Here is a 16,329-nt window from a genome sequence, read left to right on the forward strand (position 1 = left end):
TCTATGTTAATTGGCTTTTTACAGCAAAGCAGTGAGCTGTTTATATCCGTAATGAATGTTCAAGCATTGCATCGCTTGGCTGGATGCGCCTTTAAGCAGGTTATCAATCGCTGAGACGACGATGATGTGCTGACCTTGTACCTTCCAACCTAAATCACAAAACGGAGTGAACTCTACGTTCTGAATTCTTGGCATTTGGTCGTCAAGTAAACGAACGGCGGGCTTGCCTTCATAAGCGGACGCAAACGCTTGATTGACTTGCTCTAACGTCACACCTGAAGCAAGCTTCATCGTTGTTGTAGCTAGGATGCCACGCTTAAAGTTACCTAGATGCGGTGTAAAAATAACATCACAGCCTAAATGACTCGCAATCTCTGGTTGGTGACGATGTGCAAAAACGCCGTATGGCTGAAGACTCACTTCGCAAAAACTGTTTACCATGGTCGATTTACGCCCAGCACCGGTTACACCGCTAGTAGCATTAATGACAGGCCATTGGTTTAGATCGAGCAAACCCGCTTCAACAAGTGGTTTAATTGCTAATTGAGACGCTGTTGGGTAACACCCAGCAACCGCAACCAGCTTGGCTTCTTTAATCGCCTCTTCATTCCATTCCGCTAGACCGTAAGCAGCATTGTCTAACCAACCGGCATGTTGATGTTCAAAACCATAAAACTCTTGGTAGAAGCCTTCGCCTTTGACTCGAAATGCACCTGAAAGGTCGAATACCTGACAATTGTTTTCTAAAAATACTGGCGCTAAATCGTGACTGACTTCATGAGCGGTTGCCAAGAACACCACATCACACTCAGACGCTGCTTTTTGCACATCGACTAAAGGCTGAACAGGCATGTCAATTACACCTGCAAGCTTGCCGTGTAACTGAGCGATATTTTTGCCTGCATCAACACTGTTGGCGGAAACGTACAAACCTGATAGCGTAAGGTGCGGATGCTTTTCAACCATAACGGCCAATTCTGCTCCGGTATAACCGCTTGCGCCAATAATGGTGGTTTTTAGTATTTCAGCGTGTGACATCAACAACTTCCAAGTTCTAGGTTAGTGACTATTTCGGTTTAAAGTGCGTATCCATTGGTTTACTCGGTTGCAACGACACTTCAAACGTATAATTTTGACTATTAATTTTAAAAAAACCGCTTAATTTGATTTTTTATTCATTAATTATGATTTAATATGTGTTTTACCCTCTTAACGTATCTCTGTCAACAGTAGAAGTGAAGATAATATGCAATTACCTAGTTTTATTGAGGTCTATAAAGGCCTAATTTCAACCTCTTCTATAAGCTCAAGCGATCCAAGCTGGGATGAAGGTAATAGCCAGGTGATTGAAAAACTCGCCACTTGGTTAAAAGACATTGGCTTTGAAGTCACGGTGACCGAAGTTGAACCTGGTAAACACAATCTGATTGCGAAGAAGGGATCAGGAGAAGGTGGATTACTGCTCGCAGGCCACAGCGATACTGTCCCTTTCGACGAGGGACGCTGGAACTTTGAACCCCACGCACTGACCGAAGCCAATGACCGTTTTTATGGGTTGGGTACAGCCGATATGAAAGGGTTCTTTGCTTTCATTATTGAAGCGGTCAAAAAGGTCGACTGGTCCAAGCAAACCAAACCTCTCTATATACTAGCGACGTGCGACGAAGAAACAACCATGCTCGGCGCTCGTCACTTTACCGAGAACGCACCGTTCAAGCCCGATTACTGCATCATTGGTGAGCCAACCAGCCTAGTGCCTGTTCGAGGTCATAAAGGGCACGTTGCAAACGCGGTTCGTATCACCGGAAAATCGGGGCACTCCTCGGATCCAGCACTGGGTGTTAACGCCATTGAAATCATGCATGAGGTTCTTTATGCCCTTATGAAGATGCGTGACAAACTCATCAAGGAATACCATCACCCCGGTTTTGCGATACCTAGCCCAACGCTTAACCTCGGTCATATTCATGGCGGCGACAGTGCCAATCGCATTTGTGGCTGCTGCGAGCTTCATTATGACGTACGACCTCTACCGGGTATCAGCCTTGATGGGCTGGACAACATGCTCAGAGCGTCTCTTAAAGAAGTCGAAGCAAAATGGCCAGGGCGGGTAGAAATAACACCGCTTCATGAACCCATTCCTGGTTATGAATGCCAACACGATCACCCGTTTATTGCTGGCGTTGAATCGATCTGTGAAACGCCATCCGAGACGGTTAACTACTGTACTGAAGCGCCATTTTTGCAGCAGCTTTGCCCAACATTGGTTCTAGGCCCAGGTTCAATAGACCAAGCGCACCAACCTGATGAGTTCTTAGCGTTTGAATTTATCGATCCAACCATCAATATTCTGTCAAAATCGATGTACAAGTACTGCTTCTAAGCGCACTTTTTATTTCGAACGATCCAAATCCTCCACCAAAAGGCGAAAAGCGTGCTAGTTATCAACCAACTAGCACGCATTCCCTGCACACTTTTGTAATAAAGTTTCAGTAATTCATTGACTGTTAGGCAGGTAATCTCGTTTACATTCACTTGCACAATAAATGCAAACTTATACTGCAATGTTTGACTCTTACTAGCTTTTTTAGCTAGATTATCTACCTAAGAAGGAACAGTGGATGTAATTTTTTTACAAGGCAGGATGACAAATGAACGAAAAATACGCTGCACTCAAAAGTAACGTAAGCATGCTTGGCCGCTTGCTTGGCAACACCATCAAGGATGCTCATGGTGACGTTATCTTAGAGAAAGTTGAGACGATTCGTAAGCTTTCTAAATCAGCAAGTGCAGGCAATCAGGCCGATCGCGATACCCTGATTGAAGAGATTAAAAGCTTACCTAATGAGCAGCTTACCCCCGTTGCACGCGCATTTAACCAATTTCTAAACCTGACCAATATGGCAGAGCAGTACCATACGATTTCACGTCATTGTGAAGAGCACGTATGCGAGCCTGACGTAATCAATAGTCTATTCTCAAAGCTTAGCCAAAACGACATCAGCAAACTGGATACTGCTCAAGCAGTACGCGACCTCAATATTGAATTGGTATTGACCGCGCACCCAACTGAGATCACTCGTCGTACGATGATCAATAAGCTAGTCAAAACCAATGAGTGCCTGTCGAAGCTTGAGTTAACCGACCTCTCTTATAAAGAACGTCAAAAGACAGAACGTCGATTAGAGCAACTCATTGCTCAAGGCTGGCATTCGGACGTAATTCGTAAGCAACGCCCAACGCCACTTGATGAGGCGAAATGGGGCTTTGCTGTTGTCGAGAATTCACTTTGGGAAGGTGTCCCTGAATTCTTACGTGAACTGGATGAACGCCTGACCAACTACCTAGGCGAAGGGCTACCAATTGATGCCCGCCCTGTTCATTTCTCTTCATGGATGGGTGGCGATAGAGACGGAAACCCGTTTGTCACGCACACCATTACCCGTGAAGTGATGTTACTGTCTCGCTGGAAAGCGGCAGATCTTTACTTAGGTGACATTAATGAGCTCGTGAGCGAGCTATCGATGACCAAATGTAATGATGCTATCCGTGAACTCGCTGGTGATGACCAACATGAACCTTACCGTGCTGTACTAAAAGGCCTGCGTTCATTGCTGACTGAAACACTTGAGATTTTAGATGCGAAAGTGAATGGTCAAAAGCTCGCAGTTAAGGCTCCTTTGCAAAACATTGAGCAGCTATGGGAACCCCTGTACGCCTGTTACCAATCACTGCACGAATGTGGCATGGGCGTCATCGCAGATGGTTCATTACTGGATACCCTGCGTCGAATTAAAGCCTTCGGTGTTCACTTAGTTCGCCTAGACATTCGCCAAGAGAGTACGCGTCACTCAGACGTGCTTTCTGAATTGACTCGCTACTTGGGCATTGGTGATTACGATCAATGGAGCGAGCAAGATAAAATTGCATTCCTAACCAATGAACTCAGCTCTAAGCGCCCGCTTTTACCTCGCGACTGGGAGCCATCTGCACCCGTAAAAGAAGTGCTGGATACGTGTAAGATTGTCGCCTCGCAACCTCGTGAAGCCTTTGGTGCGTATGTTATCTCGATGGCTCGCACCGCATCAGATGTATTAGCCGTTCACCTACTGCTACAAGAATCAGGTTGTCCTTATCGCATGGACGTGTGTCCACTGTTTGAAACACTTGATGACTTGAACAACGCAGAGTCTGTGATTAAACAGCTTATGGACATCGACCTCTACCGAGGCTTCATCCAAAACCACCAGATGGTTATGATTGGCTACTCTGACTCGGCCAAAGATGCCGGTGTGATGGCAGCAGGTTGGGCGCAATACAGCGCAATGGACGCTCTCGTTAAAGCGTGTGACGAAGAAGGCATCGAGCTTACTCTATTCCACGGTCGTGGCGGTACAGTTGGCCGTGGCGGCGCACCTGCTCATGCTGCCCTTCTTTCTCAGCCACCGAAAAGCTTAAAAGGCGGTCTGCGTGTAACAGAGCAGGGTGAGATGATTCGCTTTAAGCTTGGTTTGCCAGACGTTGCGGTCAATAGTTTCAACATGTACGCAAGTGCGATTCTAGAAGCAAACTTATTGCCGCCACCAGAGCCTAAGCAAGAGTGGCGTGACCTTATGGAAGTGCTTTCTGAGGTTTCCTGTGAGTCTTACCGCAATGTGGTGCAGGGCGAAGCGGACTTTGTTCCTTATTTCCGTCAAGCAACCCCTGAGTTAGAACTTGGCAAACTGCCTCTTGGATCACGCCCATCGAAGCGTAATCCAAATGGCGGCGTCGAGAGTTTACGTGCAATCCCATGGATCTTCTCATGGAGCCAAAACCGCCTAGTTCTTCCAGCTTGGCTTGGTGCCGGTGAAGCGATTCAGTATTCTATCGACAAGGGTCATCAAGAGTTATTAGAGACGATGTGTCGTGAATGGCCATTCTTCTCAACGCGCCTTGGTATGCTTGAGATGGTTTACTCTAAATGTGATATTGAAATCTCTCGCTACTATGACCAACGCCTAGCGGATCCTGCTCTATTACCACTTGGTGATCGTCTGCGTGATCAGCTACAGAAAGACATCAAAGCCGTACTTAATGTAGAGAACAACGAGAACCTGATGCAAAGCGACCCTTGGGGGCTTGAATCAATCCGTTTACGCAGTATCTATGTTGAGCCATTGAATATGTTGCAAGCAGAGTTGCTGCACCGTACTCGACAAACAGACACGCCGCCAGTTGAGCTAGAAGAAGCACTTATGGTGACGATTGCGGGTATTGCGGCAGGTATGCGAAATACCGGGTAATTCACAATACTTGATATATGAATTGAAGGCAGTGCATGTTATGCACTGCCTTTTTTGTCTGTAACATCAACTAAGCACTGTATTTACCCAACATTAAACGAGGTGAATCGTAATAAATTAGAATAAAACTCCAACCGAAAGCTGCTATTGAGTTATTTGTCAGTTTTTGGCTGGATTGCGCCCTTCTATTCCACTTTATGCTTATATTTAGATATACTACTGCCCCACTGCGATGGCACACATATAATTATTTAATCGCAGACTCCAACAGCATCAGTCTGACTAGATGATAAACGGCTTTAAAAAGGTGACATAACCAACACGATAAAGTTGGTGTGTTTAAACATAGAAATAATAAGTGCCGCGAAGCACAACCAATGTTTAAGCATCGTTATTTTGCAGTTTATTGACCTATTTGGATTTAAGACATGTCATTACCACACGTAATACTCACTGTACTTAGTACACGTAACGCAACCGGATACGATATCACTAAAGAGTTTTCCGCTAGCATCGGCTATTTCTGGAAAGCTAGCCATCAGCAAGTGTATCGTGAACTCAATAAAATGGCTCAAAACGAGCTAGTGACTTGTGTTCTTGAGCCTCAAGAAGGAAAGCCTGATCGCAAGGTTTATTCCATTACTGATGCAGGCCGCGGCGCGCTTGGAGAGTGGTTCGATCAACCTACCGCGCACCCAACAGTTAGAGACGAGTTCTCAGCTAAATTAATGGCTTGTGCCGTTCAAGACTCAAGCCCTTACCACACTCAACTTAAAGAGTTGGTTGCTGAGTCTCATAAGCTTGTCGCTCACTACCAAGAAATTGAAGCCGCTTATTACGCGACACCAACAACATTAGATAAGCAACAAAGGTTGGAGCGCTTAACACTGCGTCGCAACCTACTTTTACGCCAAGCATGGTTAGCATGGGCTGAGGAAGTTCTGGTAGAACTAGACATCATTGGCTAACGACCACCAACAAAAAAGGACAATGTTCTTCTTAATGAAAAACATTGTCCTAGTATTTCCGCATCTGCCTTAAGCTTTAAAGAAACTCAAGTTCTATTGAATTCAACGACATGAATCGGTAAACCCACGATTAGATACCATCCCCACCAATAAAGCTTTGTGATTTGCCATTGAACTGTTGATCCATGTCCAATGAGGGCTTATCTGTCTTCGGTCGACCCACAATTTTTGCAGGAATTCCCGCAACTGTTGTATGGGCAGGAACGCCTTGCAGTACGACGGAACCAGAACCAATTTTCGCCCCTTCACCCACTTCAATATTACCCAGTATTTTCGCCCCTGCTCCAATCATCACACCTTCTCGAATTTTAGGGTGACGATCGCCGCAATCTTTACCAGTACCACCTAAAGTGACGTCTTGCAAAATAGAAACATCATTCTCAACGATCGCCGTTTCACCAATCACAATGCCCGTGGCGTGATCGAGCATGATTCCACTGCCAACCTTGGCTGCTGGATGAATATCGACCTGGCAAGCCACTGAAATTTGGTTTTGCAAATAAGTCGCTAAAGCGATGCGCCCTTGCTTCCAAAGCCAGTTGGCAACGCGATAGCCTTGAAGCGCGTGATAGCCTTTAAGATACAGCAAAGGGAGTGAGTACATGGCGACGGCAGGGTCGCGAGTCACCGTTGCGCAGATATCGCAAGCGGCTGCTCGGCTTATCTCTGGGTCGGCTTCAAAGGCTTGCTCGACAACCTCTCGCACAGCCATTGCAGGCATTGAAGGCGTCTTTAGTTTGTTCGCGAGAATGTAGCTCAGCGCTGCGGCTAAGCTATCATGATTAATGATAGTGGCATGGTAAAAACTGGCAAGCATCGGCTCTTGCTCTGATTGCTCTCGAGCCTCTTTCTTGATGGCTTGCCATACTTTTTGTTTTTCGCAGTTTTTCATTAATCTTTCCCTTTGACTAAAGCGATCTTAAATCCTAAACGTCATCGTTAAACTTGAAGCTTATACAATGAAAAATCGCCTTTACTTCCCTTCTGATTTCTTATCACGTGCCAATAAATCTTGTGCGGCTAAACGTGTGTCTTTTCCTTGATACAATACTTGATAGATTTGGTCAACAATTGGCATCTCAACACCCATGCGCTGTGCCAACATCCAAACCTCTTTCGTGTTGCGGTAGCCTTCGACAACCTGACCAATTTCATCTTGAGCTAGCTCTACTCCTTTACCGCCTCCCAGCGCCAAACCAAAGCGTCGGTTACGCGACTGGTTGTCAGTACAGGTTAAAACTAAATCACCCAGCCCTGCCATACCCATGAAGGTTTCGGGTTGTGCCCCCAATGCTGCGCCCAAACGTGTCATTTCAGCCAGACCGCGAGTAATGAGTGCTGTACGTGCATTTGCACCAAAACCAATGCCATCCGACATACCGGCTCCTATCGCAATGACATTCTTCACCGCGCCACCAAGCTGCATGCCAATAAAATCACTATTTGCGTACACTCGAAACGTCTTACTGCAATGAATCTTTTCTTGAAGGTCAGACACAAATTCCGCATCAGGAGAAGCCACTGAAATAGCGGTTGGCATTCCCATGGCTAGCTCTTTGGCAAAAGTAGGACCTGACAATACCGCTAACGAGTACCCTTCACCAATCACATCATGGGCAACGTCTTTAAGCAATCGCCCAGTTTCTGGCTCTAACCCTTTGGTCGCCCAGCAGAGTCGAGTATCCGTTCTTAGGTGAGGTTTAAGACTACGAAGCACAACGCCAAATACATGGCTTGGAACGACGACAAGTAAATCGCGGCTAGCTTGAACTGCCTTTTCTAGATCAGACTCAACAATTAAGCTTTCTGGAAACTCAATGCCAGGCAAAAACTCATGGTTTGCTCGGTCGGCCTCCAACTTTGCCATGTGCGCTGGTTCATGACCCCAAATCACAACGTTGGCACCATTTCGAGCTAAAGAAATAGCTAAGGATGTCCCGTAAGATCCCGCACCGATAACGGTCATCGATATCTCTTTGCCATAGGCATTATTCACATTTGAGTCTGTCATTCGCTTGCCTGCTCACACTAAATTTGAAGATAGGTTTATCGCCATTCTAAACAAAAAATGCACATCGCATCATTCGTTTTAGATGCTTTGTGCATTTTTCTGGCTGTCATGAGTGGGAGAGAGCCTTGCTCAGCTTCCACTCATTCTCGCGTTGGTCTTACTTCGCTTCTTCTGATGCTTCAGCTTGACCAGCTTGTTGCTGTAGGTAGTTCATAAACAATGCATCAAAGTTCACTGGAGCAAGGTTTAATTGAGGGAACGTACCTTTAACCACTAGGCTAGAAATCGTTTCACGTGCGTATGGGAACAAGATGTTCGGGCAGAATGCACCTAGGCAATGTGCCAATTGACCCGCTTCCATGTTACCAGCAGTAAAGATACCACCTTGTTGAACTTCACATAGGAAAGCCGTTTCGTCTGCGTTCTTAACAGTCACAGTTAAACGCAGAACAACTTCGTAAGTACCTTCGCCAAGCTCGCGGCTTTGAGTATCTAGGTCAAGTTTTACATCTGGTTGCCACTCTTTCTGGAACATAACTGGAGAGTTAGGCGCTTCGAAAGAGATATCTTTTAGGAAGATACGTTGGATAGAGAAATCTTGAGCTTGTTCTTGTGGTGCTACTTCAGCCATGTTGAAAATCCTTAAATTCGGGTATTAAATTCTGTCATTGAGACTAACCGAGAGAGGTTACATTGCGTAATTAAATCCGCTGTTTCGTGGAAACTATCACATCTCTTTATGATAAGTGCTGCCATTTTAGGCAACACTTCACCTCGCGAGGCTTGATACTAATGAGATTGGGCGTATTCCTCGGCGTGTCTTATTTCTTGCCACGCACCAAAGGAAGGTTCGCTTCGCTCCAACCTGATAGACCATTTTTCAATAGGTTCACGTTTTCAAAGCCTGCTTTAGCAAGTAGGTTAGCGCTCTCTGCTGCCGTTTGACCTGTCTTACATACCACAATGATTGGGTTAGATTTGTGCTTTTCAAGGTTGCTCAAGTTACCCTCTTTGATATCTGAAGGTAAAATGTGAACTGCGTCTGTAATGTGACCCTTTTTGAATTCATCTTTAGAACGAATATCGACGACAACGCCTTCTTCACGATTCATTAGCAGCGTTACTTCACTCGCGGTGACCTCTTTATAAGCCGCGGTTGCCGCTTTTACAAAGCTCATAATCAAAGCGATGAAAAGACCGACCCATACTAAAGATAGGATCATATTTTGTTGGAAAAAATCGATATATTCTTGCATATCCTGCGCTCTTACTGTTTTGGGCTTAAAATTCAGTCAGGAGTATAGCGAGTAAGCGCTAAAGAGGCTAGTGAGTAAGGGACTCAATTGCCACCAGACGTGAAGTTGGAACGCTATTAGTATTAATATCATACAGCTTAAAATGATAAGACTTTAAGCAGAGCTGCTTTCACCCTAAGCATATTGCACCCATTAGTCATTTCTGTGAATCAAAAGTCCCAAACCGACACCGCCTAATTACAACGTTCCATGCGGACGCCAAGTCGAGTCACACACTGATATACCGAAAGAACCTGCGTGACATCGTTTGGGAACGCCCCACCACGTCAGTTTGATGGTTCCATCATTAAGCTCTTGGAAAGGAAAAGGCTGTGACGTCGTCTATATGGTTGCAGTTTAACGCTAGCATAATCAAACGATCGATACCTAAGGCAACTCCTGAGCACTGAGGAAGCCCTGCCTTTAAAGCAGACAAAAAGTGGTAATCAATCGGCTGCTCTTTAAGTCCCATCTCCACTCGCTTTCTATTGTCTTGCTCAAATCTACGTTGCTGCTCTTCAAAATTATCAAGTTCATGAAAACCATTTGCAAGCTCAATTCCTTTGTAATACACCTCAAATCTATCGGCAACACGTGGGTCATGGGCGTTTATTTTCGCCAGCGCAGCTTGTGAAGCTGGAAAATCGTAAACAAACACGGGGGCGTCTTGACCTATCTTTCCTTCAACACCAATACAGAATAACAGCTGTAATAATGTATCCCTGTCCTGCTCCTTCTCCGCAATATCACTCAACCCAAGAAGACTTGCAGCGTGCTTCAGTTTATCCATAGAGTCTTCTAGCGGGCACACACCTAAAACATCAACAAACGCCTGCTGATAGGTCATACGTTTGGCACTTTGACAACCCAATACCAACTTCAACAGTTCGTCCATCTCATCCATCAAATCATGATGATCAAAGCCGACTCGATACCACTCCAACATCGTGAATTCAGGGTTGTGATAACGGCCATTTTCTTCATTACGAAATGATTTCCCTATCTGATAGATACAACCACTGCCTGCAGCCAATAAGCGTTTCATGTGAAATTCTGGGCTGGTCATAAAGTAAAGCTTGCGCCCCTTCGCATAGTCAGGCCCGACAAAGGTCGTTTGAAAAGTATGCAAGTGGATATCAGTGACGGTGGCGTGACTCATTGCAGGCGTATCAACCTCCATGACACTTTTTTGAGCGAAAAATTCGCGGATAGAGGCCAAAGTAGCCGCTCGCTGCTTGAGTTGATGGATGCTGGCGCTCGGTTGCCACAATGGTTCGGTCATAGGAGTCTTCTTTCTGCGCGATTAGAGAAGCCATAGTCTAGCGCTAAACGGGCGTTCCTAGAATGAAAAATCCATGTAAGAACACAATAGAACGAATCAATATCGCTCCCTAAGAAGAGCGCAAAAATTGATACTGGTCACACAATATGGAATAAGTATGCTCACGTTTGCATTTCCGAACAAAAAGCCTGACTGAATCAATTTATTCCTGATTTTGCTCTTCTAAACTGGTTTGGCTAACAACGATTAGCACTAGAGCGCTCAGGAAAATAAAGACACAGAATGTGTTTTGTCACTTCAACGCTCTCAGTACAAATAAGACTCTAGGGGCACTTTACAACGCACCTAGCATTCAATAATAACAACCACACACTGGAGGATAACTGTGCAAACTATCACCACAGATATCGCGGTCATTGGCGCTGGCGGCGCTGGTCTTCGTACTGCTATTGCAGCGGCAGAAGCAAACCCTGACTTAGAAGTCGCACTTATTTCCAAAGTTTATCCTATGCGCTCCCATACGGTAGCAGCAGAGGGTGGATCGGCTGCTGTTATCAAGGATGAAGATAGCTTAGACAATCACTTCAACGATACCGTTGGCGGTGGTGATTGGTTATGTGAACAGGACGTTGTTGAATATTTCGTAAAAAACGCAACCCGTGAAATGATCCAAATGGAGCAATGGGGTTGCCCGTGGAGTCGTAAAGAGAATGGCGAAGTCAACGTTCGTCGATTCGGTGGTATGAAGGTTGAGCGTACATGGTTTGCGGCCGATAAAACCGGCTTCCACATGCTGCACACCCTATTCCAAACCTCAATGAAGTACAGTCAAATCAACCGCTTTGACGAGTACTTTGTGGTTGACCTGCTTGTTGAAGACGGTGAAATCCAAGGCCTTATCGCTATTCATATGGCTGAAGGCGAACTCGTCACCATCCGAGCAAAATCAGTCGTATTGGCAACCGGTGGCGCTGGTCGTGTTTACCACTGTAATACCAATGGCGGTATTGTTACAGGTGATGGTATGGCAATGGCTTATCGTCATGGCGTTCCACTGCGTGACATGGAATTCGTTCAATACCATCCAACTGGCCTGCCTGGAACTGGTATCTTGATGACCGAGGGTTGTCGTGGTGAAGGCGGTATCATCGTCAATAAAAATGGCTACCGTTACCTGCAAGACTACGGCATGGGGCCAGAAACCCCTGTCGGTGAACCGAAGAATAAGTACATGGAACTCGGTCCTCGTGACAAAGTTTCTCAAGCGTTCTGGCATGAACAACAAAAAGGCAACACCATCAAGCACCCACTGGGTGATGTCGTGCATCTAGACTTACGGCACTTAGGTGAAGAATATCTGCAAGAGCGTCTGCCGTTCATTTGTGAGCTGTCTAAAGCGTACGTAAATGTCGACCCTGCCAAAGAGCCAATCCCAATTCGCCCAACGGTTCACTACACCATGGGTGGTATTGAAACCAATGGCGATTGTGAAACACAAATTAAAGGCTTATTCGCGGTGGGTGAATGTGCCTCTGTCGGTCTTCACGGAGCTAACCGTCTGGGTTCTAACTCTCTGGCAGAGTTTGTTGTCTTTGGTCGCGTCGCGGGTGAAAACGCTGTGAAGCGCGCTGAAGAGTTCAAAGGCTGGAACGAAGAGTCTATCGCTAAACAAGTCAAAGCCGTTGAAGCGCGTATTGCCTCTATCCTAGCTCAAGAAGGCGACGAGAACTGGGCAGACATCCGAACTGAAATGGGTCACACCATGGAAGCGGGCTGTGGTATCTACCGCCAAGAAGATTTGATGCAAGCCACCATTGACAAAATCACCGAGCTGAAAGCGCGCTACAAAAACATTGGCATTAAAGATAAAGGAAAAGTCTTTAATACGGATCTTCTTTACGCAATCGAGGTCGGTTACGGCTTAGAGGTTGCGGAAGCGATGGTGCATTCAGCCATTTTACGTAAAGAGTCTCGTGGTGCTCATCAACGCTTAGATGAAGAGTGCACTGAACGTGATGACGTCAATTTCTTGAAGCATTCTTTGGCTTATTACCAAGAAGACGCGGCTCCAAACATCGATTATCGCGATGTCACCATCACTAAATCTCAACCCAAAGCACGCCTATATGGCGAAGCTGCTGAAAAAGCAGCGGCAGAGGAAGCTGCTCAAGCGAAACAAAAAGAGGAGCAAGAGTAATGCCAGCGAATCGAATTCAAAAAGTAAACATTCTACGCTACGACCCAGCGAAAGACAGCGAACCTCATATGCAGGCATTTGAGATTCCCTTTGACGACACCATGTCGGTACTGGATGCCATCGGCTATATCAAAGATAACCAAGACAAAGACCTCTCTTATCGCTGGTCTTGTCGCATGGCGATTTGTGGCTCATGTGGAATCATGGTCAATGGTGTGCCTAAGTTGGCATGTAAGTGCTTCTTACGCGATTACCCTGATGGCGTCACTATCGAGCCATTGGCGAACTTCCCCATTGAGAAAGACCTGATTGTGGATATGACACCATTCATTGAGCGTCTTGAAGCCATTAAGCCTTACATCATTGGCAACGATCGCACGCCAGAAGATGGCACCAACATCCAAACGCCTGAGCAGATGGCAAAATACAAGCAATTCGCTGGTTGTATCAACTGTGGCCTGTGCTACGCAGCCTGCCCTCAGTTTGGCTTGAATCCAGAATTCATCGGCCCAGCGGCACTCACACTGGCTCACCGTTACAACCTAGACAGTCGTGACAATGGTAAGAGCGAACGTATGGCGCTAATCAATGGTGACAACGGCGCTTGGGGCTGTACGTTTGTAGGTTATTGCTCTGATGTCTGTCCAAAGAATGTCGATCCAGCTGCCGCGGTAAACCAAGGCAAGATCGAATCTTCAATGGATTTCGTCATTGCGATGCTAAAGCCTGATGGGTCAAAACAGAAAGAGGAAGCATAAGGATGAGTAATCGTAAACCTTACGTTCGTGAAATGAAGCGCACTTGGTGGAGTAACCATCCTTTCTACCGCTTCTACATGTTGCGTGAAGCAACCGTATTACCACTGATCTTGTTCACGTTGTTTCTTACTGTGGGATTAGCATCACTGGTTAAAGGCCCAGAGGCATGGGAAACGTGGCTTGGCTTTATGGCGAACCCTGTTGTGATTGCCATTAATGTGGTGGCACTCGCGGGAAGCCTGCTTCATGCACACACCTTCTTTGGCATGATGCCGCAAGTCATGCCCATTCGACTGAAGGGCAAGCTGATCGACAAGAAGATCATTGTACTCACCCAATGGGCAGCAGTAGCATTTATCTCGCTTGTTGCACTGATTATTGTCTAAGGAGCCTCTTGTGACGACGAACAACTACAAAGTAAATAAGACTCCGAACCGCTCTGATGAGCCCATTTGGTGGGGCTTGTTTGGTGCAGGAGGAACATGGTTTGCCATGATCACGCCTATTACGGTTTTAGTGCTGGGTATCCTAGCGCCAATGGGGATCATCGATGCAGAAGCATTAAGCTATGAGCGAGTGAGTAGCTTTGCCACCAGTATCATTGGTGCATTGTTTATCATAGGCACACTAGCGCTACCAATGTGGCATGCTATGCACCGCTTACATCATGGAATGCATGACCTCAAGATTCACGCTGGCGTCGCAGGCAAAGTAGGTTGCTACTTCTTTGCCGCACTCATCAGTGCGCTGTCGATCATCTTCATCCTGATGATCTAAGCGAGTTTATCCGCTTTTAAGCGACTGGATTAAAAACGCAGAGCCACCTAATTTACGTTGGGTGGCTTTTTACTTTTTATCCACCCACTTCATTTGTCATACCTCCCCTCTACCTGATAAGAAATGCTTATAACACTAATAATTTTACGTTCAATTGCACAGCGCTCATAATCCACACAAACGAATTGAACATCGTTCAATTGAATCATCTATGAACACTTACAGGATCTGAAAAATGAAAAAAGTACTTGGTATCGCTCTTATCGCCGCTGTTTCTGCACCTTCTGCATTTGCAACCTCTATGGAATATTTCGTGGGCGGTGGCTTTGGCTCTCACTACTCAGAAATGAAAGTGGATGGCTACAAATTCGATGACCGTGCTGGCGCGTTCCACATCCGTGGTGGTGCATACATCAATGATGTTCACCGTGTGATGCTAACGGCTAACTTCGCTGGCGATGCCGAACTGGGTGCCATTTCAGAGGGTGACTACTCATTAACGACAGACTTGAATCAAAACGAATGGCTTGCATCGTACGACTACGTTCATGCTATCAACAACCAGTTTTCAGTATTTGGTGGTGTGAGCGCTGGCCTGATCAAAAACAAGCTATCACTAACTGAAGTATATCAAGGGGATACTGAATCAATTTCAGCGAGTGAAACTGATTTTGCCGTTGGCGCTCAAGTTGGGGTTCAATACGCGTTAACTAAAGAGCTATCCATTGATGGTACTTACCGTAACATGGGTAAATCTTACAATGAAGACGGTATCAAAGTGACCGGTAGCGAGTTCGCTATTTCTCTAGACTACCGCTTCTAAGTTAGTCACAACCGATCAAAAAGGGTTGGCACATTGCCAACCCTTTCTCATATCACAACAGATTAAATTTAGAGAATAAAGCGACTTAAATCTTCATCATCGACCAAATCGCCTAAACAATCTTTCACGTATTTCGCATCGATGGTTAGGCTTGTACCGGCTTTGTCTGTCGCTTCAAATGAAATCTCGTCCATCAGACGCTCCATCACTGTGTGCAAACGACGAGCACCGATGTTTTCAGTCGTTTCATTCACATGCCAAGCGGCTTCAGCAATCTGCGTAATACCATCTTCGGTGAAGTTAACGTCTACATCTTCCGTTTTCATCAGCGCGATGTACTGCTCAGTCAATGACGCCTTAGGCTCGGTCAGGATACGCTTGAAGTCATGACTTGAAAGCGCTTCAAGTTCTACACGGATTGGCAGGCGGCCTTGAAGCTCTGGAATCAAATCTGATGGCTTAGACACTTGGAATGCACCCGAAGTAACAAACAAGATGTGATCCGTTTTTACCATACCGTGCTTCGTTGACACTGTGCTGCCTTCGATTAACGGCAGTAAGTCACGTTGAACACCTTCGCGAGACACATCCGGGCCAGAGCTATCACCACGCTTACAAATCTTATCAATCTCATCGATAAACACGATGCCGTTGTTTTCAACGTTATAGATAGAATTTTCTTTTAGCTCTTCTTGGTTAACTAACTTCGCCGCTTCTTCTTCAGTAAGCGCTTTAAACGCGTCTTTAATTTTCAGCTTACGCTTCTTCTTCGTGTCGCCCGCTAGGTTTTGGAACATGCCTTGAAGCTGGTTGGTCATCTCTTCCATACCTGGAGGCGCCATGATTTCCACACCCATTTGCGGTGCTGCGACA

The 16,329-nt window shown here is 45.9% G+C and carries 15 protein-coding genes; 8 read left to right on the forward strand and 7 right to left on the reverse strand.

What is annotated here, in order from left to right:
• Nucleotides 1-18 precede the first annotated feature (18 nt).
• The gene (gene argC / locus BCU12_RS21840) at nt 19-1,023 is read right to left on the reverse strand and encodes an N-acetyl-gamma-glutamyl-phosphate reductase (RefSeq protein ID WP_102406719.1); all 1,005 of its coding nucleotides are present in this window, start codon (nt 1,021-1,023) and stop codon (nt 19-21) included.
• A 223-nt stretch (nt 1,024-1,246) separates the two neighbouring features.
• Here argC and argE point away from each other — a divergent pair, with 223 nt between their 5' ends.
• From argE to BCU12_RS21860, 3 genes are all read left to right on the forward strand, one after another.
• Nucleotides 1,247-2,383: an acetylornithine deacetylase gene (gene argE / locus BCU12_RS21845; RefSeq protein ID WP_102406690.1), complete on the forward strand. Its 1,137-nt coding sequence runs from the start codon at nt 1,247-1,249 to the stop codon at nt 2,381-2,383.
• A 268-nt stretch (nt 2,384-2,651) separates the two neighbouring features.
• Nucleotides 2,652-5,285, forward strand: coding sequence for a phosphoenolpyruvate carboxylase (ppc, locus tag BCU12_RS21855; RefSeq protein ID WP_102406694.1), 2,634 nt, complete (start codon nt 2,652-2,654; stop codon nt 5,283-5,285).
• A gap of 428 nt (nt 5,286-5,713) precedes the next feature.
• A complete protein-coding gene (locus tag BCU12_RS21860; RefSeq protein WP_102406696.1) occupies nt 5,714-6,253 on the forward strand; it encodes a PadR family transcriptional regulator in 540 nt (179 codons plus the stop codon).
• Nucleotides 6,254-6,383: 130 nt separating this feature from the next.
• Here BCU12_RS21860 and cysE read toward each other — a convergent pair whose 3' ends face one another.
• The 5 genes from cysE to epmA form a co-directional block, all read right to left on the reverse strand.
• Nucleotides 6,384-7,205 (reverse strand): serine O-acetyltransferase, encoded by an 822-nt coding sequence (gene cysE / locus BCU12_RS21865; RefSeq protein WP_102406698.1) that lies wholly within the window; start codon nt 7,203-7,205, stop codon nt 6,384-6,386.
• Nucleotides 7,206-7,286: 81 nt separating this feature from the next.
• Nucleotides 7,287-8,324, reverse strand: a complete 1,038-nt coding sequence (gene gpsA, locus BCU12_RS21870; protein WP_102406700.1) for an NAD(P)H-dependent glycerol-3-phosphate dehydrogenase — start codon at nt 8,322-8,324, stop codon at nt 7,287-7,289.
• Nucleotides 8,325-8,481: 157 nt separating this feature from the next.
• Entirely contained in the window at nt 8,482-8,955 is a 474-nt protein-coding gene (secB, locus tag BCU12_RS21875) for a protein-export chaperone SecB (protein ID WP_102406701.1), read from the reverse strand.
• Nucleotides 8,956-9,145: 190 nt separating this feature from the next.
• Nucleotides 9,146-9,580 carry a rhodanese-like domain-containing protein gene (locus BCU12_RS21880; protein ID WP_102406703.1) on the reverse strand — a complete coding sequence of 145 codons (435 nt, stop codon included), beginning with the start codon at nt 9,578-9,580 and terminating at the stop codon, nt 9,146-9,148.
• Between the two features lie 346 nt (nt 9,581-9,926).
• Nucleotides 9,927-10,901, reverse strand: a complete 975-nt coding sequence (gene epmA / locus BCU12_RS21885; RefSeq protein WP_102406705.1) for an elongation factor P--(R)-beta-lysine ligase — start codon at nt 10,899-10,901, stop codon at nt 9,927-9,929.
• A 385-nt stretch (nt 10,902-11,286) separates the two neighbouring features.
• On the opposite strand from epmA, the gene frdA reads away from it, so the two are divergent.
• From frdA to BCU12_RS21910, 5 genes are all read left to right on the forward strand, one after another.
• Nucleotides 11,287-13,098 (forward strand): fumarate reductase (quinol) flavoprotein subunit, encoded by a 1,812-nt coding sequence (gene frdA / locus BCU12_RS21890; protein ID WP_102406707.1) that lies wholly within the window; start codon nt 11,287-11,289, stop codon nt 13,096-13,098.
• Entirely contained in the window at nt 13,098-13,856 is a 759-nt protein-coding gene (locus tag BCU12_RS21895; RefSeq protein WP_102406708.1) for a succinate dehydrogenase/fumarate reductase iron-sulfur subunit, read from the forward strand. The genes frdA and BCU12_RS21895 overlap by 1 nt, the downstream gene beginning before the upstream one ends.
• 2 nt (nt 13,857-13,858) lie before the next feature.
• Complete coding sequence (gene frdC / locus BCU12_RS21900) at nt 13,859-14,242, forward strand: fumarate reductase subunit FrdC (protein WP_102406710.1); 384 nt, start codon at nt 13,859-13,861, stop codon at nt 14,240-14,242.
• A 10-nt stretch (nt 14,243-14,252) separates the two neighbouring features.
• The gene (frdD, locus tag BCU12_RS21905; protein ID WP_102406711.1) at nt 14,253-14,633 is read left to right on the forward strand and encodes a fumarate reductase subunit FrdD; all 381 of its coding nucleotides are present in this window, start codon (nt 14,253-14,255) and stop codon (nt 14,631-14,633) included.
• 235 nt (nt 14,634-14,868) lie between these two features.
• Nucleotides 14,869-15,456, forward strand: a complete 588-nt coding sequence (locus tag BCU12_RS21910; protein WP_102406713.1) for a porin family protein — start codon at nt 14,869-14,871, stop codon at nt 15,454-15,456.
• 68 nt (nt 15,457-15,524) lie between these two features.
• On the opposite strand, the gene hslU is transcribed toward BCU12_RS21910, so the two are convergent.
• The coding region (gene hslU / locus BCU12_RS21915) for an HslU--HslV peptidase ATPase subunit (RefSeq protein ID WP_133153910.1) at nt 15,525-16,329 on the reverse strand (805 nt) is incomplete at its 5' end.

Source organism: Vibrio sp. 10N.261.55.A7, assembly GCF_002877365.1.
GTDB lineage: Bacteria > Pseudomonadota > Gammaproteobacteria > Enterobacterales > Vibrionaceae > Vibrio.

What these genes read in the sequence shown, in the direction of transcription:
- BCU12_RS21910 (WP_102406713.1), top strand. Translation starts at nt 14,869, where the DNA reads ATGAAAAAAGTACTTGGTATCGCTCTTATCGCCGCTGTTTCTGCACCT.
- gpsA (WP_102406700.1), bottom strand. Translation starts at nt 8,324, where the DNA reads ATGACAGACTCAAATGTGAATAATGCCTATGGCAAAGAGATATCGATG.
- cysE (WP_102406698.1), bottom strand. Translation starts at nt 7,205, where the DNA reads ATGAAAAACTGCGAAAAACAAAAAGTATGGCAAGCCATCAAGAAAGAG.
- BCU12_RS21895 (WP_102406708.1), top strand. Translation starts at nt 13,098, where the DNA reads ATGCCAGCGAATCGAATTCAAAAAGTAAACATTCTACGCTACGACCCA.
- argE (WP_102406690.1), top strand. Translation starts at nt 1,247, where the DNA reads ATGCAATTACCTAGTTTTATTGAGGTCTATAAAGGCCTAATTTCAACC.
- secB (WP_102406701.1), bottom strand. Translation starts at nt 8,955, where the DNA reads ATGGCTGAAGTAGCACCACAAGAACAAGCTCAAGATTTCTCTATCCAA.
- epmA (WP_102406705.1), bottom strand. Translation starts at nt 10,901, where the DNA reads ATGACCGAACCATTGTGGCAACCGAGCGCCAGCATCCATCAACTCAAG.
- BCU12_RS21880 (WP_102406703.1), bottom strand. Translation starts at nt 9,580, where the DNA reads ATGCAAGAATATATCGATTTTTTCCAACAAAATATGATCCTATCTTTA.
- ppc (WP_102406694.1), top strand. Translation starts at nt 2,652, where the DNA reads ATGAACGAAAAATACGCTGCACTCAAAAGTAACGTAAGCATGCTTGGC.
- frdC (WP_102406710.1), top strand. Translation starts at nt 13,859, where the DNA reads ATGAGTAATCGTAAACCTTACGTTCGTGAAATGAAGCGCACTTGGTGG.
- BCU12_RS21860 (WP_102406696.1), top strand. Translation starts at nt 5,714, where the DNA reads ATGTCATTACCACACGTAATACTCACTGTACTTAGTACACGTAACGCA.